Source organism: Streptomyces avicenniae (genome assembly GCF_000719135.1).
GTDB lineage: Bacteria > Actinomycetota > Actinomycetes > Streptomycetales > Streptomycetaceae > Streptomyces > Streptomyces avicenniae.
Map to the genome: position 1 here is coordinate 180,933 of NZ_JOEK01000002.1, position 22,753 is coordinate 203,685.

Annotated in this window: 17 protein-coding genes; 9 read left to right on the forward strand and 8 right to left on the reverse strand. The window is 75.4% G+C overall.

The window, feature by feature from the left end:
* Positions 1 to 163 precede the first annotated feature (163 nt).
* The 3 genes from IF27_RS04845 to hemW are packed head-to-tail and all read left to right on the forward strand — an operon-like array spanning position 164 to position 3,007.
* Entirely contained in the window at positions 164 to 859 is a 696-nt protein-coding gene (locus IF27_RS04845; RefSeq protein WP_052848076.1) for an MBL fold metallo-hydrolase, read from the forward strand.
* Positions 860 to 894: 35 nt separating this feature from the next.
* Positions 895 to 1,737, forward strand: coding sequence for a DUF3097 domain-containing protein (locus IF27_RS04850; RefSeq protein ID WP_052848077.1), 843 nt, complete (start codon positions 895 to 897; stop codon positions 1,735 to 1,737).
* A gap of 37 nt (positions 1,738 to 1,774) precedes the next feature.
* Positions 1,775 to 3,007: a radical SAM family heme chaperone HemW gene (hemW, locus tag IF27_RS04855; protein WP_052848078.1), complete on the forward strand. Its 1,233-nt coding sequence runs from the start codon at positions 1,775 to 1,777 to the stop codon at positions 3,005 to 3,007.
* Positions 3,008 to 3,043: 36 nt separating this feature from the next.
* On the opposite strand, the gene IF27_RS04860 is transcribed toward hemW, so the two are convergent.
* Together IF27_RS04860 and lepA are read right to left on the reverse strand one after the other, a co-directional pair.
* Positions 3,044 to 4,921: an AMP-dependent synthetase/ligase gene (locus IF27_RS04860; RefSeq protein ID WP_052848079.1), complete on the reverse strand. Its 1,878-nt coding sequence runs from the start codon at positions 4,919 to 4,921 to the stop codon at positions 3,044 to 3,046.
* 97 nt (positions 4,922 to 5,018) lie between these two features.
* Positions 5,019 to 6,878, reverse strand: coding sequence for a translation elongation factor 4 (gene lepA / locus IF27_RS04865; RefSeq protein WP_052848080.1), 1,860 nt, complete (start codon positions 6,876 to 6,878; stop codon positions 5,019 to 5,021).
* Between the two features lie 336 nt (positions 6,879 to 7,214).
* On the opposite strand from lepA, the gene rpsT reads away from it, so the two are divergent.
* Positions 7,215 to 7,481, forward strand: coding sequence for a 30S ribosomal protein S20 (rpsT, locus tag IF27_RS04870; RefSeq protein ID WP_052848081.1), 267 nt, complete (start codon positions 7,215 to 7,217; stop codon positions 7,479 to 7,481).
* A gap of 226 nt (positions 7,482 to 7,707) precedes the next feature.
* On the opposite strand, the gene holA is transcribed toward rpsT, so the two are convergent.
* Entirely contained in the window at positions 7,708 to 8,694 is a 987-nt protein-coding gene (gene holA / locus IF27_RS04875; RefSeq protein WP_052848082.1) for a DNA polymerase III subunit delta, read from the reverse strand.
* A gap of 70 nt (positions 8,695 to 8,764) precedes the next feature.
* On the opposite strand from holA, the gene IF27_RS04880 reads away from it, so the two are divergent.
* The 3 genes from IF27_RS04880 (at position 8,765) to IF27_RS04890 (ending at position 10,020) form a co-directional block, all read left to right on the forward strand.
* Positions 8,765 to 9,010, forward strand: a complete 246-nt coding sequence (locus IF27_RS04880; RefSeq protein ID WP_052848083.1) for a hypothetical protein — start codon at positions 8,765 to 8,767, stop codon at positions 9,008 to 9,010.
* Positions 9,011 to 9,100: 90 nt separating this feature from the next.
* Complete coding sequence (locus IF27_RS04885; protein ID WP_052848084.1) at positions 9,101 to 9,559, forward strand: pyridoxamine 5'-phosphate oxidase family protein; 459 nt, start codon at positions 9,101 to 9,103, stop codon at positions 9,557 to 9,559.
* A 272-nt stretch (positions 9,560 to 9,831) separates the two neighbouring features.
* Positions 9,832 to 10,020: a hypothetical protein gene (locus IF27_RS04890; RefSeq protein WP_052848085.1), complete on the forward strand. Its 189-nt coding sequence runs from the start codon at positions 9,832 to 9,834 to the stop codon at positions 10,018 to 10,020.
* A 232-nt stretch (positions 10,021 to 10,252) separates the two neighbouring features.
* Here the strand turns inward: IF27_RS04890 and IF27_RS04895 are convergent, their stop codons facing one another.
* The 5 genes from IF27_RS04895 to IF27_RS04915 all read right to left on the reverse strand — a co-directional run bounded on the left by IF27_RS04895 (position 10,253) and on the right by IF27_RS04915 (position 18,182).
* The gene (locus tag IF27_RS04895) at positions 10,253 to 12,781 is read right to left on the reverse strand and encodes a ComEC/Rec2 family competence protein (protein WP_052848086.1); all 2,529 of its coding nucleotides are present in this window, start codon (positions 12,779 to 12,781) and stop codon (positions 10,253 to 10,255) included.
* Positions 12,768 to 13,712, reverse strand: a complete 945-nt coding sequence (locus IF27_RS04900) for a ComEA family DNA-binding protein (protein WP_223290919.1) — start codon at positions 13,710 to 13,712, stop codon at positions 12,768 to 12,770. Before IF27_RS04900 ends, IF27_RS04895 begins: the two co-directional genes overlap by 14 nt.
* Before the next feature lie 103 nt (positions 13,713 to 13,815).
* The gene (locus IF27_RS04905; RefSeq protein WP_052848087.1) at positions 13,816 to 15,870 is read right to left on the reverse strand and encodes a GTP-binding protein; all 2,055 of its coding nucleotides are present in this window, start codon (positions 15,868 to 15,870) and stop codon (positions 13,816 to 13,818) included.
* A gap of 126 nt (positions 15,871 to 15,996) precedes the next feature.
* Positions 15,997 to 16,968, reverse strand: a complete 972-nt coding sequence (gene meaB / locus IF27_RS04910) for a methylmalonyl Co-A mutase-associated GTPase MeaB (protein ID WP_052848420.1) — start codon at positions 16,966 to 16,968, stop codon at positions 15,997 to 15,999.
* A 5-nt stretch (positions 16,969 to 16,973) separates the two neighbouring features.
* Positions 16,974 to 18,182 carry an acetyl-CoA C-acetyltransferase gene (locus IF27_RS04915; protein ID WP_052848088.1) on the reverse strand — a complete coding sequence of 403 codons (1,209 nt, stop codon included), beginning with the start codon at positions 18,180 to 18,182 and terminating at the stop codon, positions 16,974 to 16,976.
* Positions 18,183 to 18,317: 135 nt separating this feature from the next.
* On the opposite strand from IF27_RS04915, the gene mce reads away from it, so the two are divergent.
* The gene (mce, locus tag IF27_RS04920; RefSeq protein ID WP_052848089.1) at positions 18,318 to 18,770 is read left to right on the forward strand and encodes a methylmalonyl-CoA epimerase; all 453 of its coding nucleotides are present in this window, start codon (positions 18,318 to 18,320) and stop codon (positions 18,768 to 18,770) included.
* A gap of 127 nt (positions 18,771 to 18,897) precedes the next feature.
* Positions 18,898 to 22,548 (forward strand): hypothetical protein, encoded by a 3,651-nt coding sequence (locus IF27_RS04925; protein WP_052848090.1) that lies wholly within the window; start codon positions 18,898 to 18,900, stop codon positions 22,546 to 22,548.
* Positions 22,549 to 22,753 lie beyond the last annotated feature (205 nt).

Here is a 22,753-nt window from a genome sequence, read left to right on the forward strand (position 1 = left end):
GCCGATCCGACGCCCCTGGCACTCCACGTCACCGAGTGCCAATCCCTGGACCAGTGTACGGCCGGGTAGCTCGCCCAGGGAATCGCGACCGGCGTGAAGGTGTCGGGCAGGGGCCGGTCGCGGGTGGCTCGTCGTTGTTGACTGAGGCTAACGTCCCAGGTCCATGAGCACTTGGGAAGAGGTGACGGGCGGCGTGATCCGCCGCCGCCTGCCGGGCTGGGACGAAACGGTCGGCGCGGTCGCGGGTGACGGCGGTCTCCTGCTCGTGGACACGGGCCCCTCGCCCGCCGTCGCGGAGGAGGTCGGGCGGGAGGCGGGCGCGCTGCTGGGCGCGCCGGTGACCTGGCTGGTCGTGACGCATCCGCACTTCGACCACCTGCTGGGCGCGGGCGCGTTCCCGGGAGCGGCGGCGTACGGGCCACGGCACGACGGGCGGGAGGCGGCGCAGGACGCCGTGCACCAGGGGCTGCCGCCCGCCGAGGCGGAACAGGGCGCGGCGCTGCTGCCCGGCGTGCGCTGGCACGTGCTGGACGGCACGGACGTGGAGCTGGACCTCGGCGGCGGGCGGCGCGTGCTGCTCGTGGACCTCGGGGCGGCGCACTCGTCGCACGACGTCGCCGTCGTCGTGCCTGGCCCCGTGCCCGTGGTGTTCTGCGGCGACCTGGTGGAGGAGTCGGGCGAGCCCCAGGCGGGACCTGACGCGCGGCCCGCGCGCTGGCCCACCGCCCTGGACCGGCTGCTGGAGCTGGGCGGGCCCGACGCCGTCTACGTCCCCGGCCACGGCGCGCTGGTGGACGCGGCCTTCGTCCGGGCCCAGCGCGACGCGCTGCACGCGCGGTTCGGGGCGTCGGCGGACTGACCCCGCGCGCCGGGGCCGCGTGATCGAATGAGGCCATGCGCAGCCGAGAGTACGGACCCGACCTGACGCCGCCCTGGAAGCGGAGCGCGCCGGCCCCCGAGGTGCCCGCCGACGACGGGCTCGTGGTCGAGGAGGCCGTGACGGGCTTCTGCGGCGCCGTCGTCCGCTGCGAGCGGACGGCGCAGGGGCCCACCGTCACGCTGGAGGACCGTTTCGGCGCGCTGCGGGTCTTCCCGCTGGAGCCGCGCGGCTTCCTCATCGACGGCCGCCCCGTGACGCTGACCCGGCCCACGCGCCGCGCCCCGGCGGCCCCGGCGGGTCAGGGGCGCACCGCCTCCGGCTCCGTGGCCGTCCCGGGGGCGCGCGCCCGCGTGGCCCGCGCGGGGCGGATCTACGTGGAGGGGCGGCACGACGCCGAGCTGGTCGAGAAGGTCTGGGGCGACGACCTGCGGATCGAGGGCGTCGTCGTGGAGTACCTGGAGGGCGTGGACGACCTGCCCGCCGTCGTCGCGGAGTTCGCGCCGGGGCCCGACGCGCGGCTCGGCGTGCTGGTGGACCACCTGGTGCCCGGGTCGAAGGAGTCCAGGATCGCCGCGTCGGTGACCGGCGCGCACGTCCTCGTGGTCGGGCATCCGTTCATCGACGTCTGGGCGGCGGTCAAACCCGCGTCCGTCGGCATCGCCGCCTGGCCTGACGTGCCGCGCGGGCAGGACTGGAAGACGGGCGTCTGCCGCCGCCTCGGCTGGCCGGAGAACACGGGCGCGGCCTGGCAGCGCATCCTCGGGAGCGTCCGCAGCTACCGCGACCTGGACCCGGCGCTGCTCGGCCCCGTCGAGCACCTCATCGACCACGTGACGGTCGGCGGGCCGAACGGCTGACCGCGGCGGCCACCGGCGCTGAGGGACAATCGACCCCATGCCCTCCACCCTCCCCGACGGCGAGCCGGTCCCCGAGGACGGCGCCCTCCCCGCGTCGGCGACGGCCGGTGCCGCGAGCCGCCCCCTGGCGTTCTACCTGCACGTCCCGTACTGCGCGACGCGCTGCGGCTACTGCGACTTCAACACCTACACGGCCGGTGAGCTGCGCGGCTCCGGCGGCGCCCTCGCGTCGCGCGAGAACTACGCGGACGTCCTGACCGAGGAGATCAGGCTGGCGCGCAAGGTCCTCGGGGACGACCCGCGCGAGGTGTCCACGGTCTTCGTCGGCGGCGGCACCCCGACGCTGCTGCCGCCGGGCGACCTCGGGCGGATGCTGGCGGCCGTGCGCGACGAGTTCGGCCTCGCCGCCGACGCCGAGGTGACGACGGAGGCGAACCCCGACTCGGTGGACGCCGCCTCGCTCGCCGCGCTGCGCGAGTCGGGGTTCACGCGCGTCTCGTTCGGCATGCAGAGCGCCAGGCCGCACGTCCTCGCCGTCCTGGAGCGCACGCACACCCCCGGCAGCCCCGAGCGGCGCGTCGCCGAGGCGCGCGCGGCCGGGTTCGACCACGTCAGCCTCGACCTGATCTACGGCACCCCCGGCGAGACGGACGACGACTGGCGCGCCTCGCTGGACGCCGCGCTGTCGGCCGGGCCCGACCACGTCTCGGCGTACTCCCTGATCGTCGAGGACGGCACCCGCCTCGCCGGGCGCGTGCGGCGCGGCGAGGTGCCGATGACCGACGACGACGTGCACGCCGACCGGTACCTGATCGCGGAGGAGACGCTGACGGCGGCCGGGCTCGGCTGGTACGAGATCTCGAACTGGGCCGCGTCCCCCGCCGACCGCTGCCGCCACAACGAGCTGTACTGGACGGGCGCCGACTGGTGGGGCGCAGGTCCCGGCGCGCACAGCCACGTCGGCGGCGTCCGCTGGTGGAACGTGAAGCACCCCGGCGCGTACGCGCAGGCCCTCGCCGAGGGACGCTCGCCGGGGGCGGGGCGCGAGCTGCTGGCGGACGAGGACCGGCGCGTGGAGCGCGTCCTGCTGGAGCTGCGGCTGCGCGAGGGCGTGCCCCTGTCCGTCCTCGCCCCGGCGGGGCGCGCCGCCGCCGACGAGGCGCTGCGCTCGGGGCTGCTGCGGCCGGACGCGTACGCCGCGGGCCGCGCGGCCCTGACACTGCGCGGACGGCTGCTGGCGGACGCGGTGACGCGGGACCTGGTGGACTGAGCCAGAGCCTCAGCCGCCCAGCCCCGCGTCACCCCGTCAGGCGTCCGGGTACATCTCCTCGACGAGGGAGTGGAACTCGCGCTCCACGACCGGGCGCTTCAGCTTCAGGCTCGGCGTGAGGTCGCCGTGCTCGACGTCCAGCTCGCGCGGCAGCAGCCGGAAGCGCTTGACCGTCTGCCAGCGCTGGAGGCCCGCGTTCAGCTCCTGGAGGTAGCCGTCCACCAGGGCGACGGTGCGCTCGTCGGCGACGATCTGCGCGTAGTCGCCCGGCACGCCGTTGTCCTTCGCCCAGGCCAGCAGCGACACCTCGTCCAGCGCGATGAGGGCCGAGCAGAACTTGCGGCCGTGGCCGACGACCATCATCGCCGAGACGTAGGGACACACCGCCTTGAAGCGGCCCTCGATCTCGGTCGGCGCGACGTACTTGCCGCCCGAGGTCTTGAAGAGGTCCTTCTTGCGGTCGGTGATCCGCAGGTAGCCGTCGTCGGACAGCTCGCCGATGTCGCCGGTGCGGAACCAGCCGTCGGCGTCCAGCACCTCGGCCGTCTGCTCGGGCATGCCGTGGTAGCCCTGCATGATGCCGGGGCCGCGCAGCAGCAGCTCGCCGTCCTCCGCGACCTTCGCCTCAAGCCCGGGGAAGGGCTTGCCGACGGTGCCGACGCGGTTGGCGGTCAGCGGGTTCAGGAAGCTGGCGGCGGCCGTCTCGGTGAGGCCGTAGCCCTCCAGGACGGGGATGCCCGCGCCGTTGAAGAAGTGCCCGATCTCCGGGGTGAGGGCGGCCGACCCCGAGACGCAGGCGCGCATCCGGCCGCCGAACGCCTCGCGCAGCTTCGTGTAGACGAGCCGGTCGGCGAGCGCGTGCTTGACGCGCAGCCCCGCGGGGACGGACGCGCGGCCCGTGCGGCGGAAGGTGTCCTGCGAGACGCGGGAGTACTCCTTGGCCGTCGCAGAGGCCCAGTCGAAGATCCGGCCGCGCGCCCCGCCACCGGCGTGGGCGCGCATGGCGGCGCCGTTGTGGACCTTCTCGAAGATCCGCGGCACACCGCACATCACGGTCGGCCTGACGGCCGGGAGGTTCGCGACGATCTCGTCCACGCGGCCGTCCACGACCATGACGTGGCCGATCTTGATGTGCGCGGACAGCAGCACCTTGCCGAAGACGTGCGCGAGCGGCAGCCACAGGTACTGCACGTCGTCGGGGCGCAGCAGGTCGATGGCCTCGATGGTGTGGCCCATGTACGACCAGGTGTCCTGGCTCAGCCGCACGCCCTTGGGCCGCCCGGTCGTGCCCGAGGTGTAGATCAGCGTGGCGAGCTGTCCCGGGAGCAGCGCGCCGACGGTGTCCTGGACGCAGTCGGGCTTGCGCTCCAGGTAGGCGGCGCCGCGCTCGGCGAGGTCGGCGAGGGAGAGGACCCAGCCCTCCGGGTCGCCCTCGGCCGGAACGGCGTCGGCCGCCTCGATGACGACGACGTGCGCGAGGTCGGGCAGGTCGGCGCGGCGCTCCCGCACCTTGGCGAGCTGCGCGGCGTCCTCGGCGATCAGCACCCTGCTGCCCGAGTCGGCGAGGATGTACGCCGTCTCGTCGGCGTTGGTCTGCGCGTAGACCGTGGTCGTGGCGGCGCCCGCGCACATGATGCCGAGGTCGGCCAGGATCCAGTCCACGCGCGTCGCCGAGGCGACGGCCACGCGCTCCTGCGGCCGTACGCCCAGGTCCATCAGACCGGCGGCGATCGCGAAGACACGGGCCGCCGTCTCGGCCCAGGTGTAGCCCTCCCAGCCGCCGGTGCCGTCGGCCTGCGGGGGCACCGGGTAGCGCAGCGCCTCACGGTCGGGGGTCGCGGCGACGCGCTCCAGGAAGAGATGCGCCACGGATGGCGGGCGGTTCTGGGTCAGCTGCTGCTGCCTGTCGGTCACGACTTCCTCCGGGTGCCGCGCTGCAACGGGGGTGACTAATCGGTAACTTCCGGGTGGCGCTCAGACTAGAGGCCACGGCCCCCGCGCGTAAGGGGTGTCATTTCTTGTTCTTCCCCTCGGCGCTCTCGGAATCCGACGACAGGGCGACGATGAAGGCTTCCTGCGGCACCTCGACGCGCCCCACCATCTTCATCCGCTTCTTGCCCTCCTTCTGCTTCTCCAGCAGCTTGCGCTTACGGGAGATGTCGCCGCCGTAGCACTTGGACAGGACGTCCTTGCGCATGGCGCGGACCGTCTCGCGGGCGATCACGCGGGAGCCGATGGCGGCCTGGATCGGGACCTCGAACTGCTGCCGCGGGATGAGTTCGCGCAGCTTCGCGGCCATCCGCACGCCGTACGCGTACGCCTTGTCCTTGTGGACGATGGCGGAGAAGGCGTCCACCTTGTCGCCGTGCAGCAGGATGTCCACCTTGACGAGGGCGGCGGCCTGCTCGCCGATGGGCTCGTAGTCGAGCGAGGCGTAGCCGCGGGTCTTGGACTTCAGGGCGTCGAAGAAGTCGAAGACGATCTCGGCCAGCGGCAGCGTGTAGCGCAGTTCGACGCGGTCCTCGGACAGGTAGTCCATGCCCTTCATGGTGCCGCGCCTGGTCTGGCACAGCTCCATGATCGCGCCGATGTACTCGCTGGGCGCGATCAGCGTCGCGCGGACGACGGGCTCGCTGACCTCGGCGATCTTCCCGCCGGGGTACTCGCTCGGGTTGGTGACCGTGTGCTCGCTGCCGTCCTCCATGGTGACCTGGTAGACCACGTTGGGGGCGGTGGCGATCAGGTCGAGGTTGAACTCGCGCTCCAGGCGCTCCCGGATGACCTCCAGGTGCAGCAGGCCGAGGAAGCCGACGCGGAAGCCGAAGCCGAGGGCGGCGGACGTCTCGGGCTCGTAGACGAGCGCGGCGTCGTTGAGCTGGAGCTTCTCCAGGGCGTCGCGCAGGTTCGGGTAGTCGGAGCCGTCGATGGGGTACAGGCCCGAGAACACCATGGGGCGCGGGTCCTTGTAGCCGCCGAGCGCCTCGGTGGCGCCGCCGCGCTGCCGCGTGATCGTGTCGCCGACCTTGGACTGGCGCACGTCCTTGACGCCGGTGATCAGGTAGCCGACCTCGCCGACCGCGAGGCCGTCGGCCGCGGTCATCTCGGGCGAGGTGACGCCGATCTCCAGCAGTTCGTGCGTGGCGCCGGAGGACATCATCTGGATGCGCTCGCGCCTGCCGAGGGAGCCGTCCACGACCTTCACGTAGGTGACGACGCCGCGGTAGGCGTCGTAGACCGAGTCGAAGATCATCGCGCGGGCGGGCGCGTCCGGGTCGCCCACCGGGGCGGGGACCTGCCGGACGACCTCGTCGAGCAGCGCCTCGACGCCCTCGCCGGTCTTCGCCGAGACGCGCAGGACGTCCTCGGGCTCGCAGCCGATGAGGTGCGCGAGTTCGGCGGCGAACTTGTCGGGCTGGGCGGCGGGGAGGTCGATCTTGTTGAGGACCGGGATGATCGTGAGGTCGTTCTCCATCGCCAGGTAGAGGTTGGCGAGGGTCTGGGCCTCGATGCCCTGGGCGGCGTCCACGAGCAGGACGCAGCCCTCGCAGGCCGCGAGGGAACGGGACACCTCGTAGGTGAAGTCCACGTGCCCCGGGGTGTCGATCATGTTCAGCACGTGCGCCGCGCCGTGGGCCTGCCACGGCATGCGGACCGCCTGCGACTTGATCGTGATGCCACGTTCACGCTCGATGTCCATGCGGTCGAGGTACTGCGCGCGCATCTGGCGCTGATCGACGATCCCGGTGAGCTGGAGCATCCGGTCGGCAAGCGTGGACTTGCCGTGGTCGATGTGCGCGATGATGCAGAAGTTGCGGATCAGAGCCGGGTCGGTACGGCTGGGCTCCGGCGCGTTCGAAGTGATCGCGGGCACGCGGGGTCCTGTCGGTCATGGCTGGGGAAGAATGGATGGACCCCATGCTCCCACGCGCCCGCCGCGGTTGCGGATTCGGAGCCGGTGAGGGCCGCTGGTAGGCTGGCGGTCCGTGCCCGCGCGCCGGTTCACCGGCCGCGTGCACACGGTGACCTGGCGGTGACACCAGGCGGTCGGTATCGACATGCATGCGACGTGGATCGACACGGATGCGACATGCATCGAGCACGGACCGCGCGGTGGCCCGCCACCTCGCCGGAGCAGCACCAGAACCCGTGACACCCAGCGGCGCGCCGGACCCGGCCGCGCCCATCCGAACCTGCAAAGGCTCATTTCGTGGCGAACATCAAGTCCCAGATCAAGCGCATCAAGACCAACGAGAAGGCGCGGCTGCGCAACCAGGCCGTGAAGTCCGAGGTCAAGACGGCCGTCCGCCGTGCCCGCCAGGCCGTGGCCGCCGGTGACTACGAGCAGGCCGAGGCCGCCCGCAAGGTCGCCGCGCGCAAGCTGGACAAGGCCGTCAGCAAGGGCGTGCTGCACCGCAACAACGCCGCCAACAAGAAGTCGGCGCTGGCCGTCCAGGTCAACGCGCTCCAGGGCTGAGCCCCGGGTCACTCGCCGACGTCCCCGGGACGGGACCACAGCGGCCCCTCTCTCCGCTCCCGCCCGCCGCGCGTCACGTACCGCGCTGATCCCGACGTTCGCCACGCCGACGCGGTGCTCCGAGTGACCAGGGACACCCTGACCGAGGTGTCTTCGCGAAAGCCCCGGCCCCGCCGTTCCCCGGCGGGGGCCGGGGCTTTCGCGTGCCGTCGCGGCGCGGGCCGCGTCAGCGGGAGCGCGCGGCGCGGGCGATGGTGACGACGGCCTTCTCCAGCGCGTACCCCGGGTCATAGCCGCCGCCCTTGACGGCGGCGTCCGCCTCCGCCACGGCGATCAGCGCGACGGCGACGCCGTCGGCGGACCAGCCGCGCATCTGCTGCCTGACGCGGTCGATCTTCCAGGGCGGCATGCTCAGCTCGCGCGCCAGGTCCGCCGGACGCATGCCGGGAGGCGCCGACGCCAGCCTGCCGATGGAGCGCACCCCTTGGGCGAGCGCGCTGGTGACCAGCACGGGCGCCACACCGGTGGACAGTGCCCAGCGCAGCGCCTCAAGCGCCTCGGCGGCGCGGCCCTCGACGGCCCGGTCGGCGACGGTGAAGCTGGACGCCTCCGCGCGGCCCGTGTAGTAGCGGCCGACGACGGCCTCGTCGATCGCGCCCTCGACGTCGGCCGCGAGCTGGGCGCAGGCGGCGGCCAGTTCCCGCAGATCGCCGCCGACGGCGTCCACCAGCGCCTGGCAGGCGCCGGGGTTCGCGCTGCGGCCCGCCGCCCTGAACTCGCCGCGGACGAAGGCCAGCCGGTCCGCCGGCTTGGTCATCTTCGGGCAGGCCACCTCCCGGGCACCGGCCTTGCGCGCGGCGTCCAGCAGGCCCTTGCCCCGGGCGCCGCCCGCGTGCAGCAGCACGAGGGTGATCTCCTCGACGGGCGCGGCGAGATACCCCTTGACGTCCTTCACCGTGTCGGCGGACAGGTCCTGCGCCTGCCGGACGACGATGACCTTCCGCTCGGCGAACAGGGAGGGGCTGGTCAGTTCGGCGAGCGTGCCCGGCTGGAGGGCGCCGGGCTCCAGGTCGCGGACGTCCGTGTCGGGGTCGGCGGCCCGCGCCGCGGCGACGACCTCGCCCACGGCCCGGTCGAGCAGCAGTTCCTCCTGGCCGACGGCGAGCGTGAAGGGGGCGAGGGGGTCGTCGGCGTGGGCTGCTCTGGCTGGCATGGGGCCAGCATGGCACGCGCCTCGGACACCGCCGCGCGGGCGCCTCGCGCCCCGGGCCGACAATGGTGCGGTGAGCGACGGACGACATGTACTGGTGCTGCCGGACCGCGACGCGGCCGACGAGGTCGCGGCCGAGGCCGCCGGGCTCCTGGGCCTCGCCGAGGAGCCCCGCCCGCTGCGCGACGCGCTGGCCGGTGAGGACGACGCGGAGGACGCGCAGTGGCTCGTCGTCGTGGAGGACCCCGAGGGCCTGCACGACCCGGGGGCGCTCGCGGCGCTCGCGGAGGCGTACGACGGCTGGCTGGAGCGCGGCTGAGCTGCGGGGTGGGGCACACGCGCCCGGGACCAGGGCCCTACGCCCCTCGCCCGATGTGCGGCCGGGCGGGCGGCGCTAGCGTCGGTGGCCATGGGAGAAGAGAAGGCTCCGGCCCGTGACCGCGCGGTGCGCAAGGCCGATGTGCTGACCCGTCTCGAACAGGACGTGGACGCCTGGGTGTCCACGGCGGGCGCGGACGGGCTGCCGTACCTGATGCCGCTCTCGTTCGTCTGGTTCGGCGAGCGCCTGGTGATGACGACGCGGGCGGCCAACCCGACCGCCCGCAACGTCCGCGCCAACGGCCGGGCCTACGTCTCGCTCGGCCACACCCGCGACGTCGTGCTGATCGAGGCGGAGGCGGAGAGCGTGCCCTCCGGGGAGCTTCCGGCGGCGGTGGGCGAGGCGTTCGTCGGCAAGTTCACCTGGGACGTGCGCGCCGACCCCGCGTACGCGTTCCTCCTCTTCAGGCCGGTGTCCGTGCGGGCCTGGCGCGAGGTGAACGAGCTGCCGGAGCGCGAGCTGATGCGCGACGGCGTCTGGCTCGTCTGACCCGCCGGGCACGCGGGCCCGGCGCCGCCTCCCCTGCGCCGGTCCTCGACGTGCCCGCGCACGGCGATACGGCCGGGCAGGTCGTCGCTCCCGGGCGGGCAGGCGTCCGCCACCAGGGCGGCTGCCGGGCACGCTCCCCGGACACCCGGTCGTTCAGGCCGGGGGCCGGCGCGCCCCTTCCTGGTCGCGGAGGCCGGAGACCTCGGAGTCGCGCCCGCCGTCCCGGGGCGGCGCGGTGAGCCGGTGTCGGCCCTCGTGAGGTCAGGCCGAGCTTGGCCAGCCACCGGGCCGATGCGACGTTCCGCGCCGACGACGAAACCCACGCGACGACCCTGCACCCGGAGGTGCGCGAGGTACGAGACCTCGCCCTGGTGGTGGGCCGCGCTCCGGACGTCCCGCTCGCCGATGCCGACGCGTTCGCCGTCGAGGCGGGCCGCCCTGACGAATCCCGCCCGTGGTGACCGCGACCGGGCGTGCACCGCGCCGTGGACGTGGCCGCGCGTCTCCTCCTCGGGGCTGCCGAAGGGGTCCACGGCATGACGGTCGCCGACGACGAGTGCACGAAGGGACACCCGGGTCCTGGTCACGAGCCGAGTCCGTCGGGCCGACGTCACCCCGCACCGGCGCGCGGGCCGCACGGCCCGGGAACGCGCGGCCCCAGCGGGTCGGTGGTCGGCGCGGGAGGTGCCCGGATCATGGGGCTGCCTCCCGTGTCACGCCGACCGGGCCCGACGGCCCGGCGGTGACGGCGAGGTCGCCGTGCAGATCGGTCCGCAGCGTCACCGTGCCGAGGTCGGCGAGGCGGCGCAGGGTCAGGGGCGCCGGGTGGCCGTATCCGTTGTCCTCGCCGCAGGACACCAGGGCGAGCCGGGGACGCAGCCGGTCGAGGAGCGGGCCGTGCTGGTGCGCCGAGCCGTGGTGCGCGACCTTGAGCACGTCGGCGCGCGGCAGGTCCGGATGCGCGGCCAACAGCCGCTCCTGCGCGAGGGGTTCGAGGTCGCCTGGCAACAGGACGGTGAGGTCACCGGCACGGACGAGCAGCGTGACGCTGGCGTCGTTCGCCCCCAGACCCGCCGCGCCGACGGGCGGCCAGAGGACTTCCCAGCTCAGCTCGGACCCGACACGCTGCCGGTCACCGGGGACGGCGGCCTCGACCGGGATGCCCGCCTCGGCGGCCAGCCGCCGGGCCTGCGCGGCCTGGTCGTCGGAACCGCCCACGGACGGGACACGCACGGCTTCGACACTGCGGCCACGCAACACCCCTGGCAGCCCCGCCACATGGTCGGCGTGGAAGTGGCTGACGACCAGCAGGGGGACGTGCCGGACGCCGAGGTCGCGCAGGCAGCGGTCCACGGCGGCGGGTTCCGGCCCGGCGTCCACGACCACCGCGCTGCCCGGCCCTGCGGCCAGGACCAGGGCGTCGCCCTGCCCGACGTCGCAGGCGACCATGCGCCAGCCGGTCGGCGGCCAGCCGGTGAGGAGCCTGCTCAGCGGGGCCGGGCGCAGGACCGCCAGCAGCAGCACCAGCACGCACAGCAGGACGGGCCAGGGTCCGCGCGGGAGGCGGCCCAGGAGGACGACGGCCGCGGCGGAGACGGCCGCGAGCAGGGCGGCGCCGGTCCAGCCGCCCGGCCAGTCGGTCTCGGCCCCCGGCAGGGCGGCGCCGGTGCGGGCGACGGTGGCGATCCACCGCGCGGGCCAGCCCGCCGCCCAGGCCAGGGCCTCGGCGACCGGTGGCGCCACGGGTGCGGTGGCGAGGGCGGCCCAGCCGAGAACGGCGACCGGGGCGACGGCGAGGTGGGCGAGGAGGTTGCAGGGGATGGCGACGAGGCTGGTGCCCGACGTGAAGACGGTGACGACGGGCGCGCACACCAACTGGGCGGCGGCTGCCGCCGCGAGCGCGTCGGCGGGCCTTCGCGGCATGCCGCGCCGCTCCAGCGCCGCCGACCAGCGGGGCGCGAGGGTGAGGAGCGCCCCGGTGGCGAGCGCGGAGAGCAGGAAGCCGAACGACCGGCCGAGCGTGGGGTCGTGGAGCAGCAGGATCAGGACGGTGGCGGCGAGCGCGGGCAGCAGCGCGCGGTGACGGCCGGTCGCCAGGGCGAGGAGGGCGATCCCGGCGCAGGCCGCGGCGCGCAGCACGCTCGGATCGGGGCGGCAGACCAGGACGAGACCGGCGACGAGGACGCCTCCGAGGACGGCGCCGGTGCGCAGCGAGAGGCCGAACCGGGCGGCGATGCCGCCGCGTTCGGCGCGGGCCGCCGTGGCGAGGCCGCCGAGGAGGACGGTCAGGACGATGGCCACCTGGCTGCCCGAGGCGACGACGAGATGGGTCATCCCGGTGGCCCGCACCGCGTCGGCGAGGTCGTCCCCCACGCGGGAGTCGTCCCCGATGACCAGCGCGGGCAGCAGCGTTCCCGCGTCGCCGGGCAGGGGGGCGGTGGCGTCGCGCAGTCCTTCCCTGAGCCGGTCGGCGAGGCGTCGGGCGGGGCCGGGGTCGGCGGTGACCTCGGGCGGATCGTGGCCGTCCACCCGGAGGACGGCGGCCAGTTCGCCGCTGCGGCCGGGGAGCGGAGGGGTGGGCTCGGCGCGTAGGCGCAGCCGGGTGCCCGGTCGCAGGGCGAGCCAGTCGTCGGGCTGGTCCGTGGTGACGACGAGCAGCGCGGGCGCGTGGAGGGCGAGGCCGGGCTGTCCTCGCGGGGTGAGGTGGTGGACGTCGGCGGTGATGAGGACGGGGCGCGGGGCGCCGGGTCTGGCCGAGCTGCCGCGCGCGGTGCGGGGGTCGTCGGTGAGCGTCGCCTCGGCGACGGTGGCGCTCCCTGCCAGGGCGTTCCACAGACCGTGGTGGAGCCCTGCGGTGTGGAGCCCGGTGACGGCGAGGGCGGCTGCCGCGCACAGCAGCGACGTGGCCACGGGGACGGCGAGGGGGCGCGCTGTGGCACGCAGGCGCGGGAGGAACCGTGCGGAGAGGCAGCAGAGGGTGGCTCCGGCGGCGAGGCAGCAGCCGAGGGCACACAACCCGGCGGTGCGGCCGGGGAGTCCGAGGGCGAGGGCGGCGGCTGCCCAGGTGGCCACGGCAGGGGGTACGAGCCGCAGGTCGGTGGGGAGGCGCTGGTCGGGACGCGCGGCGCCGAGCCGGTGCCGGGCCCCGGCGTGGACGGGGTGCCGTGCGGTGGGTCGCCCCCTGGCGGCGCGGTCGGAGCGTGGGCGGTCAGAGCGTGACATGGTCCCTCAGCTCCGCCATGCGCTGCTCGCCGATGCCCGAGACGTCGCCGAGCTGGTCAACGGACGTGAAGCCGCCCCGCTGCTGCCGGTGTTCGGCGATGCGTCCGGCGAGGACAGGGCCGATCCCGGGAAGGGTCTCCAACTGTTCGGGGGTCGCCGAGTTCAGGCTGACGGGGGCGCCGGGGGCCGGGGCTCCTGGCGGCGGCGCGGGCGCGCCCGCCGCCTGGGGCTGCGCCGTGGCGCCGACGAGGATCTGTTCGCCGTCGAGCAGGAGCCTGGCGCGGTTGAGGGCGTCGGTGTCCGTGCCGGGTTCGCTGCCGCCCGCCGCGTCGATCGCGTCGGCGACCCGTGACCCGGCGGGGAGGGTGTAGATCCCCGGATCGGCCACCGCGCCCGCCACATCGACCACCACCGCTCCCCCGTCCGCCGGTACGGCGGCGCCAGCGGTGGACGGGCCGGGATCAGGATCGGGGCCGGGCTCTGCCCGAGCGGCGGTGTCGGCGGCGGACGGGTCGGTGTCGGCGGGGGCGTCCGTCACCGCGACGGTCTCGGGACGGCCCGCGACGAAGTGGTACCAGGCGAAGGCCACGGCGGCGGCCAGCACGACGGCCAGCGCCGCCAGCGTCCGCGCCTCCATGGCGCAGCGCGCGCCCAGCCACACGCCCAGGCGACCGGCCCGCCCACGCCGCCGCGTGCGGCCGGGCTCCGGCGGTGGCCCGTGCGCGTCCACCGCCGGGACCGGGACCGGATCGGGCGGAGGGCCGGTCCGTTCCACCACCGGGACCGCCCGGCGGTCGGCGGGGCTGCCGGGCAGCAGCGCCGTGGCGCGGACCAGCGCAGGACGGTGGCCCCGGCCGGGCCCCCGCCCGGCGTTCCTGCGGCCCACGGTGGTCCGGTGCCGCGTCGTCGTTCGCTGCCTGTGTGCGTTCATGCCCCAGACGCTCCCACCGATCACCGACAGTGACCAGAGGGGTCCTGGAATCTGGGGACAACCCCCGCCTTGTGGATAACTCGGCCACCCTTCCGGGTGACCGTCACCCCGCCCCGGCCGACAGGCTCCGGTCGGACAGGAACCGCAGGTACTCGACCGCGTCCAGCGGGTTCCCGTCCGTCCGCGCACGGCGCGGCGCGGTGCCCCGCACCGGCCGGTCCGTGCCCGGCCGGGTCCACAACGCGCCCTGCCCGCCGGTCAGTCCTGGCAGCGCGCCCACCAGCCGCTGGAGCGGCCCGACCGGCATCTCGGCCTCGACCGCCCACACCGCCCCCCGCGGCTCCGCGACACCGACCTCAGCCCCGAGCCCCGCCAGCAGCCCCACGACGTCCCCCACCGCATCGGCCGGAAGCTCCACCTCCACCGCCTGGCACGGCTCGTGGACACGCGTGCCCGCGTCCGCCAGCGCGCGCAGGACGGCCATCGGCGTGACCTTGCGGAAGTCGGCCGTCACCGTGTCCGGCGAGTGGAAGTCGAGCCGGTGGACCGTCAGCACGCAGTCGGTCACCGCCCACCCGTGCACCCCCTGCCCGAGCGCCCGCAGCGCCGTCTCCTCCACCGCGCGGTGGTACGCGCGCGGGCCGTGCCCGGCCTCGACGTCGTGCACGTACCGCACGCCGGACCCGTAAGGACCCGGCTCGACACGAACCCCCACCGTGGCCCAGAACTCGTTCCCCTCCGTCCGCCGCATCTCCATCAGCGCCTCCCCCACGCCGACCGGCCGCTCCACGTACAGCGGGCGCGGCTCCCCGAAGTCCGCGTCCACGCCGAAGTCACGCCGCAGCCGCTCCCCGATGACCTCGCGCTGCACCGCCCCGTACAACAGCAGCGCCACCGCCCCGTCGGGCGCACGCCTGACCTGGATGAGCGGGTCCTCGTCCGCCAGCGCCGTGAGCGCGGCCCACAGGCGGCCCTCCCCGCCCGGCTCCCGGCCACGGACGGCCGTCTCCAGGCCGGGCGGCGCGAAGTGCGACGGCCCACCCGCGCCGCCACCCGCACCCCCGGAACCGTCCCCGAGCCGGTCGCCGACCCGCACCTCGGCCAGCCCCCGCACCCGCGCGACGTCCCCCGCGACCAGCCGCCGCCCGGCGTCCCTCCCCGGCGCGGCGACGACGTCGAGCCCGGTGACCCGTCCCCCGAAACCGCCCTCCGCGCCGCCCGGCTCACGCCGCCGGAACGTCAGCCGCTGCCGGTCCCGCACCTCCCCCGCGAACAGCCGCAGGTAGGCGACCTTCCGCCCCGTGGCCCGGCCCCCCTCCGCCCGCTCGACGGCGAACACCACGCCACGCGGCGCGTCCCCTTCGCCGCCTCCGGCCGCCGGGGGCACGAACGCGCCGATCGCGGCGGCCAGTTCGCCCGTCCCCTCCCCCGTCAGCGCCGAGCCGCACCACAGCGGGTACGCCAGCCCGGCCGCCGTCTGCCGCGCCAGCCGCTCCCGCAGCTCCGCGCCGGAGGGCGTCCGCCCCTCGACGAGCGCCGCGAGCAGCCGCTCGTCGTTCTCGGCCAGCGCCTCCGCCGCCCGCGCGTCCAGCGGCAGCGGGACGGCCCGCGCCCCGGGCGTCCCAGGGCCCACCACCCCGCCCAGGGGGACGACGCACGGGGTGAGCACCCGCCGTACGTCGGCGAGCAGCGAGTCGTACCGCGCGCCGGGGCGGTCGATCTTGTTGACGAAGAGCAGCGTGGGGAGCCGCAGGCGCCGCAGCGTCCGCATCAGGACCCGCGTCTGCGCCTGCACACCCTCGACGGCCGACAGCACGAGCACCGCCCCGTCGAGCACGGACAGGGCGCGCTCGACCTCGGCGACGAAGTCGGGGTGGCCCGGGGTGTCCACCAGGTTGATCTGCCGCCCGGCGGCGGTGAAGGCGGCGACGGAGGCGCGGATCGTGATGCCGCGCTCGCGCTCCAGCGCGCCGCTGTCGGTGCGGGTGCTCCCGGCGTCCACGCTCCCCAGCTCGGGGACGGCGCCGTGGTCGAAGAGCAGGCGCTCGGTCAGGCTGGTCTTACCGGCATCGACGTGGGCGAGCACCCCGATGTTCAGGGTCCTGCGGGAAGGGTTCGGGATGGGCAAGAGGGTCCTCGAAGTCCAGGGGGAGGTCATTCGGCAGCTCGACCGCTCCGAGGGAACGCCGCATGTCTCTCTCCTGTCTTCGCCGGACCGTCACCGGCCCACCGGGTGTGGGGCAGCGCGGACCCTACCGACGCCGCCCGCGCCCCCGCACCCCGTTTATGCCGCGCCCCCCGTCAGCCCCGCCAGCAGTTCGTCCGCCGCCGCGTACGGGTCCGCCGCACCCGCCGCGACCCGCTCCGCCAGCGCCGCGAGCCGGTGGTCCCCGCGCAGGTCCGCCATGCGGCGGCGCAGCGCGGTGACGGCCAGCGTCTCGATCTCCCGGGCGGCGCGCCGCGTACGGCGGGCCGCAAGGCCGCCGTTCCCCGCCAGCCACTCCCGGTGCTTGTCCAGCGCCTCCGTCATCGCGTCCACGCCCTCGCCCCGCGCCGCGACCGTGCGCACGACCGAGGGCCGCCAGTCCCCCGGCGCGCGCGGCGCACCGAGCCCCAGCATGTGCTGGAGCTCGCGCACGGTCGCGTCGGCGCCCTCGCGGTCGGCCTTGTTGACGACGAAGACGTCCCCGACCTCCAGGATCCCCGCCTTGGCCGCCTGCACCCCGTCGCCCATCCCCGGCGCGAGGAGCACGACGGTGGTGTCCGCCTGCGACGCGACGTCCACCTCTGACTGCCCGACGCCGACCGTCTCCACGAGCACCACGTCGCACCCCGCCGCGTCCAGCACCCGCACCGCCTGCGGCGCCGCCCACGCCAGGCCGCCGAGGTGCCCGCGCGTCGCCATGGAGCGGATGTACACGCCGGGGTCCGTGACGTGCTCGCCCATCCGCACCCGGTCCCCCAGCAGCGCGCCGCCCGAGAACGGCGAGGACGGGTCCACGGCCAGCACCCCGACGCGCAGCCCGGCCCGCCGGTAGGCGGTGATCAGCGCGGACGTGGTCGTTGACTTCCCGACGCCCGGCGCGCCCGTCAGGCCCACGACGTAGGCGTGCCCGGTGTGCGGGGCGAGGCGCGCCATGACCTCGCGCAGCTGCGGCGCCTCGTTCTCCACGAGGGTGATCAGCCGGGCGACGGCCCGCGCCTGCCCGTCGCGGGCCCTGGACACCAGCTCGGCGACGCCGGTGCCGCGCGCCAGGCCCGTCACGCGCGGGGCGCGCGCAGGATCAGCGCGTCGCCCTGCCCGCCGCCGCCGCACAGGGCCGCGACGCCGGTGCCGCCCCCGCGCCTCCCCAGCTCGTGCGCCAGGTGCAGGGCCAGCCGCGCCCCTGACATCCCGATCGGGTGACCGAGCGCGATGGCGCCCCCGTTGACGTTGACCCGGTCGAGCCCGAGGCCGAGGTCGCGCATCGACTGGACGGCGACGGCGGCGAACGCCTCGTTGATCTCGACGAGGTCGAGGTCGTCCACGGTCAGGCCCTCCCGCGCCAGCGCCGCCCTGATGGCGCCCGACGGCTGGGACTGGAGCGAGTTGTCCGGGCCCGCGACGTTGCCGTGCGCGCCGATCTCGGCGATCCACCGCAGCCCGAGTCGTTCCGCCCGCTCCCGCGCCATGACGACGACCGCCGCCGCGCCGTCCGAGATCTGCGACGACGAGCCCGCCGTGATCGTCCCCTCGGGGCTGAACGCGGGCCGCAGCCGGGCCAGGGACTCCTCGGTGGTCTCCGGCCTGATGCCCTCGTCCTGCGCGAAGAGGACGGGCTCGCCCCCGCGCTGCGGCACGGCGACCGGCACGATCTCCGCGTCGAACAGACCGTTCTTCCGCGCCTCGGCCGCACGCCGGTGCGAGGCCGCCGCGACGGCGTCCTGCTCCGCGCGCGTGATGCCGAGCCTGCCGTTGTGGTGCTCGGTGGACGCGCCCATGGCGATGTTGTCGAACGCGTCGGTGAGCCCGTCGTGCGCCAGGGAGTCCAGCAGCTCCATGGCGCCGTACTTGTGCCCCTCGCGCGCCTTGGGCAGCAGGTGCGGGGCGTTCGTCATGGACTCCTGGCCGCCCGCGACGACCGTCTCGAACTCGCCCGCGCGGATCAGCTGGTCGGCCAGGGCGATGGCGTCGAGGCCGGAGAGGCACACCTTGTTGACGGTGAGCGCCGGGACGCGCATCGGGATCCCGGCGCGTACGGCGGCCTGGCGCGCCGGGATCTGCCCGGCCCCCGCCTGGAGCACCTGGCCCATGATCACGTAGTCCACGTCGTCGCCCGCGACCCCTGACCGCTCCAGCGCGGCGGCGATGGCGAAGCCGCCCAGCTCGGCCGCCGAGAAGCGCTTCAGGGAGCCGAGCAGCCGGCCCATCGGCGTCCTCGCCCCGGCGACGATGACGGAGGTCCTGCGGTCGGCCGGTGTGGTGCTCATGGAAACTCCTCGGCGGATCTCGGGAGTGAACGCGGGTTCACGTCAATGTACCGAGCGTGACACGGACGGCCGTCCGGGCGCACCTGTGACGCCGCGCACGTTGCGGGAGACCGCCAAGGACGGTGCACTGGTGAGATGTTGACACGAATCGATCACATCGGGATCGCCTGTCACGACCTGGACGCGACCGCCGAGTTCTACCGCGCCACCTACGGCTTCGAGGTCCTGCACGCCGAGACCAACGAGGAGCAGGGCGTCCGCGAGGCCATGCTCCGCATCAACGGCACCGACGACGGCGGCGCCACCTACGTGCAGCTGCTGGAGCCGACCCGCGCGGACTCCCCCGTGGGCAGGTGGCTGGCCAAGAACGGCGAGGGCGTGCACCACATCGCGTTCGGCACCGCCGACGTGGAGGGCGACTCCGAGGCGATCCGCGCGAAGGGCGTCCGCGTCCTCTACGACCGGCCGCGCCCAGGGACGATGGACTCGCGCATCACCTTCCTCCACCCCAAGGACTGTCACGGTGTGCTCACCGAGATCGTCACCGCGGCCCCGCCGGGAACACCGGGAGAGGGCTCGGGCCACTGACGCGGGCTGTCCCGGCCGGTAGAGTGGCCCAGCCGGGGCAGCGAGTCTCTCTCCTCGTCCCGCGTTCGGCCGATGACCGACGACGTTCGACGCTTCACCACGACCAGGGGACGGATGGGACCGCGCGGTGCGGGGCTACGACGCCTACCAGGCTGACGACCATCTCTCGCGACTCGAAGCCGAGATGGACCGGCTGAAGAAGGAGCGCGACAAGGCGGTCGATCACGCCGACGACCTGGGCTACCAGGTCGAGGTCCTGCGTGCCAAGCTGCACGAGGGCCGCCGTGCGCTCTCGATGCGCCCGGTGTACGGCGACGCCGCCTCCCACGCGGAGCAGCTGCTCCGCTCCGCGCACCACCAGTCGGACCAGATGCGCGCCGAGGCCGAACGGGAGCTGCGCGAGGCGCGGAGCCGGTCGCAGCGCGTGTCGCAGGAGCAGGCCGACCAGCGCGCCCGGATGGACGCGGAGCTGCACGCCGAGGCCGTCAGCCGCCGTCAGCGCCTGGACGAGGAGCTGGCGCAGCGCCGCTCCACCGTCGAGTCCCATGTGAACGAGAACGTCGCCTGGGCCGAGCAGCTGCGGGCCAGGAGCGAGGCGCAGTCCAGGCGGCTGCTGGAGGAGACGCGGGCGGAGGCCGAGCAGACCATCGCCCAGGCCCGTACCGAGGCGCTGCGGCTGGTGGACGACGCGCGCCGCCGTCTCGCGGCGGAGGCCGACGACGCGCGGGCCGAGGCGGAGGAGCTGGTACGCCGGGCCCGCGCGGACGCCGAACGGATGCTGGGCGCCGCGTCGGCGCAGGCGCAGGAGGCCACGGAGCACGCCGAGCGGCTGCGGACGTCCACGGCGCAGGAGACCGACACGGGCCGCCGCGAGGCCGCCGCCATGATCCGCAAGGCGGAGGAGCAGGCGGCCGACGCCCGTACGGCGCTGCGCGTGGCCCGCGAGGAGGCCGAGCGGCTGGTGGCGGAGGCCACGGCCGAGGCCGAGAAGCGCAGGACGTCGGCCGAGTCGGAGTACGAGCAGCGCACGGCGACGGCCAAGGCCGAGATCGCCCGCATGGTCAGCGAGGCGACGCGCGACGCGGAGCAGCGCCGTACGGAGGCGCAGCACGCGCTCGACGAGGCGCGGGCGCGGGCGGAGCAGATGCTCGCCGAGGCCACCGAGGAGGCGCGGACCAAGTCGGCCGAGGAGTACGCGGCGCAGCTCGCGGACGCGGCGCGCACCGCCGAGTCCGTCACGTCGCGGGCGGCGAAGGAGGCGCAGGCCACCACGCGCGCGGCGGGCGAGGAGGCGGAACGGCTGCGGGCCGAGGCGGAGGCCGAGGCCGACCGGCTGCGGGCGGAGGCGCACGACGTCGCCGAGCAGCTGAAGGGCGCCGCGAAGGACGACACGGCCGAGTACCGCGCGAAGACCGTCGAGTTGCAGGAGGAGGCGCGTCGGCTGCGCGGCGAGGCCGAGCAGTTGCGCGCCGAGGCGGCGCAGGAGGCGGAGCGGGTACGCGCCGAGGCCGGGCAGGAGGCGGTGCAGCGGATCGAGCAGGGCGCGCAGAGCGCCGAGGAGCTGCTCGCCCAGGCCCGCGGCGACGCGGAGGAGATCCGTTCGGGCGCGACGGCCGAGAGCGAGCGCGTCCGCACCGAGGCCATCGAGCGTGCCACGACGCTGCGCAACCAGGCGGAGCAGGCGCTGAAGAAGGCGCGCGGCGAGGCGGACAAGCAGCTCGCCGACGCGGCAGAGCAGGCGGCCCGTGCGGTCGGGGAGGCCGAGGAGGCCGCCCGTCGGCTGCGCGAGGAGGCACGGGACGCGGCGCGCGCCGAGCGCGAGGCGGCGTCCGCCGAGCTGGAGCGGCTGCGGGCCGAGGCCGAGCGGCGGGTCGCGGACGCGGAGGAGGCGCTGGGCGGCGCCCGCGCCGAGGGCGACCGGCTGCGCGCGGAGGCGAACGCCGAGACGGAGCGGCTGCGCGCCGAGGCGGCCGAGCGCATCAGGACGCTCACCGAGGCGGCCGAGGCCGCGGCGACGCGGCAGCGGGAGGAGGCGGCGGACGACGCCGCGCGCTTCCGTACCGAGGGCGAGGAGCTGGCGGTCCGGCTGCGGGCCGAGGCCATCGCCGAGGGCGACCGGCTGCGGGAGGACGCGCTGCGCGCCGCCGACCGCGTACGGGCCGAGGCGGGCGCGGCGGCGGAGCGTACGGCGGGCGAGGCCGCGGAGGCGCTGGCCGCCGCGCAGGAGGAGGCCGCACGGCTGCGGGCCGAGGCGGACGCCCTGCTGGCGGAGGCGCGGGACGCGGCGCACCGCGAGCGCGCGCAGGCCCGCGAGCGCAGCGAGGAACTGCTCGCGACGGGACGCGCCCGGCTGGACGAGGCGGAGCGCCGCGCGGAGACGCTGGTGTCGGCCGCCGAGCACAAGGCCCAGCAGGTGCGCGACTCGGTCGCCGGGCTGCGGGACGCGGCGGAGGCCGAGATCGCGCAGCACCGCTCGGAGGCCGAGCGGGAGGCCGCCCGTGTGCTGCGGGAGGCGGCGGAGGAGAAGGAGGCCGCCTCGGCGCTCGCCGAGCGCACGGTGCAGGAGGCCATCGCCGAGGCCGAGCGGGTACGGACGGAGGCCGCCGCGGCGGCCGAGCGCACCCGGTCGGAGGCCGACGCGTTCCAGGACCGTGTGCGGCGGGAGTCGTCGCAGCGGCGCACGGAGGCGGCGGCCCAGGCCGACCAGCTCGTCGCCAAGGCGCAGGAGGAGGCCGCGCGGCTGCGGGCCGAGGCCGAGGAGACGCAGGACCAGGCACGTAAGGACGCCGCACGCCGTCGCACGGAGGCCGCCGCGCAGGCCGACCAACTCGTGGCGAAGGCGCAGGAGGAGGGCGGACGTGTCCGCGCCGAGGCGGAGCGCATGCAGGACCAGGCGCGCAAGGACGCCGCACGCCGCCGTACCGAGGCCGCCGCGCAGGCGGACCAGCTGATCGCGAAGGCGCAGGAGGAGGCGGCCCGTATGGGCTCGGCCGCCGAGGAGGCTGCGGAGACGATGACGGCGGCGGCGCGTGCCGAGGCGGCGTCGCTCGTCGCCGAGGGGCGGCAGGTCGGCAGCGAGGCCGTGGAGACGTCACGGGTGGACGCGAACCGGCTGCTGGACGAGGCCCGCAGGGACGCGGCGGCCATAAGGGATCGCGCGGAGGAGCTGCGGGGCCGGGTCGAGGCCGAGGTCGAGGCGCTGCACGACCGGGCGCGCCGCGAGTCGGCGGAGCTGGCGCGCGCGGCGGGCGAGCGGGTGGACAAGCTGATGAAGGCCGCCGAGGAGCAGCGCGCGGAGGCGCGGGCGGCGGCCGAACGTACCGTGGCGTCCGCCGACTCCGAGGCGAGCAAGATCCGGGTGGCCGCCGTACGCAAGGCCGAGACGCTGCTGAAGGAGGCCGAGCAGCAGCGTTCCAAGGCGCTGCGGGAGGCGGAGCAGCGGCGGGCCGACGCGGAGCGCGAGGCCAAGCGGCTGGTCGAGGACGGCAAGCGGGAGCTGGACAAGCTCACCCGCAGGCGTGAGGACATCAACACCGAGATCTCGCGCGTGCAGGACGTGCTGGAGGCGCTGGAGTCGTTCGAGGCGCCGAAGGCGGGCGGCGGCGGCAAGGGCGCGGGCGCGCCCGGTGGCGGCGCGGGCGGCGGTGGCGGGGGTGGTGGCGGCCAGGGCAAACCGGGCGGCGGCCGTTCCGTGCCCGACCCGAGGATCGCGGGCCGGGAGAAGTCCGGCGCGGGCGCGGGCAATCCGCGGCCCGCCGGGAAACGCCCCGGGCCGTGACCCGAGGACCCGAAGCCCCGAGGACACAAGGACATGACCGTTCGGCGTCGCCACTCTTACGAGCGGCTTGAATGCGCGGATGGGGCGAACATTCTCCATGGAGAAGTGAGATCCGCTCGAAGACACGCCGGTTCGCCCCCTAGGATGGGGCCTTCGAGGGCATGGACCCGTCTTGTACCGAAGGCTGAGGAGTTCACCTCGAAGC

What these genes read in the sequence shown, in the direction of transcription:
- IF27_RS04845 (WP_052848076.1), top strand. Translation starts at nt 164, where the DNA reads ATGAGCACTTGGGAAGAGGTGACGGGCGGCGTGATCCGCCGCCGCCTG.
- IF27_RS04915 (WP_052848088.1), bottom strand. Translation starts at nt 18,182, where the DNA reads ATGAGCACCACACCGGCCGACCGCAGGACCTCCGTCATCGTCGCCGGG.
- IF27_RS04885 (WP_052848084.1), top strand. Translation starts at nt 9,101, where the DNA reads ATGGGAGAAGAGAAGGCTCCGGCCCGTGACCGCGCGGTGCGCAAGGCC.
- IF27_RS04900 (WP_223290919.1), bottom strand. Translation starts at nt 13,712, where the DNA reads ATGAACGCACACAGGCAGCGAACGACGACGCGGCACCGGACCACCGTG.
- IF27_RS04895 (WP_052848086.1), bottom strand. Translation starts at nt 12,781, where the DNA reads ATGTCACGCTCTGACCGCCCACGCTCCGACCGCGCCGCCAGGGGGCGA.
- holA (WP_052848082.1), bottom strand. Translation starts at nt 8,694, where the DNA reads ATGCCAGCCAGAGCAGCCCACGCCGACGACCCCCTCGCCCCCTTCACG.
- IF27_RS04905 (WP_052848087.1), bottom strand. Translation starts at nt 15,870, where the DNA reads ATGACCTCCCCCTGGACTTCGAGGACCCTCTTGCCCATCCCGAACCCT.
- hemW (WP_052848078.1), top strand. Translation starts at nt 1,775, where the DNA reads ATGCCCTCCACCCTCCCCGACGGCGAGCCGGTCCCCGAGGACGGCGCC.
- mce (WP_052848089.1), top strand. Translation starts at nt 18,318, where the DNA reads ATGTTGACACGAATCGATCACATCGGGATCGCCTGTCACGACCTGGAC.
- IF27_RS04850 (WP_052848077.1), top strand. Translation starts at nt 895, where the DNA reads ATGCGCAGCCGAGAGTACGGACCCGACCTGACGCCGCCCTGGAAGCGG.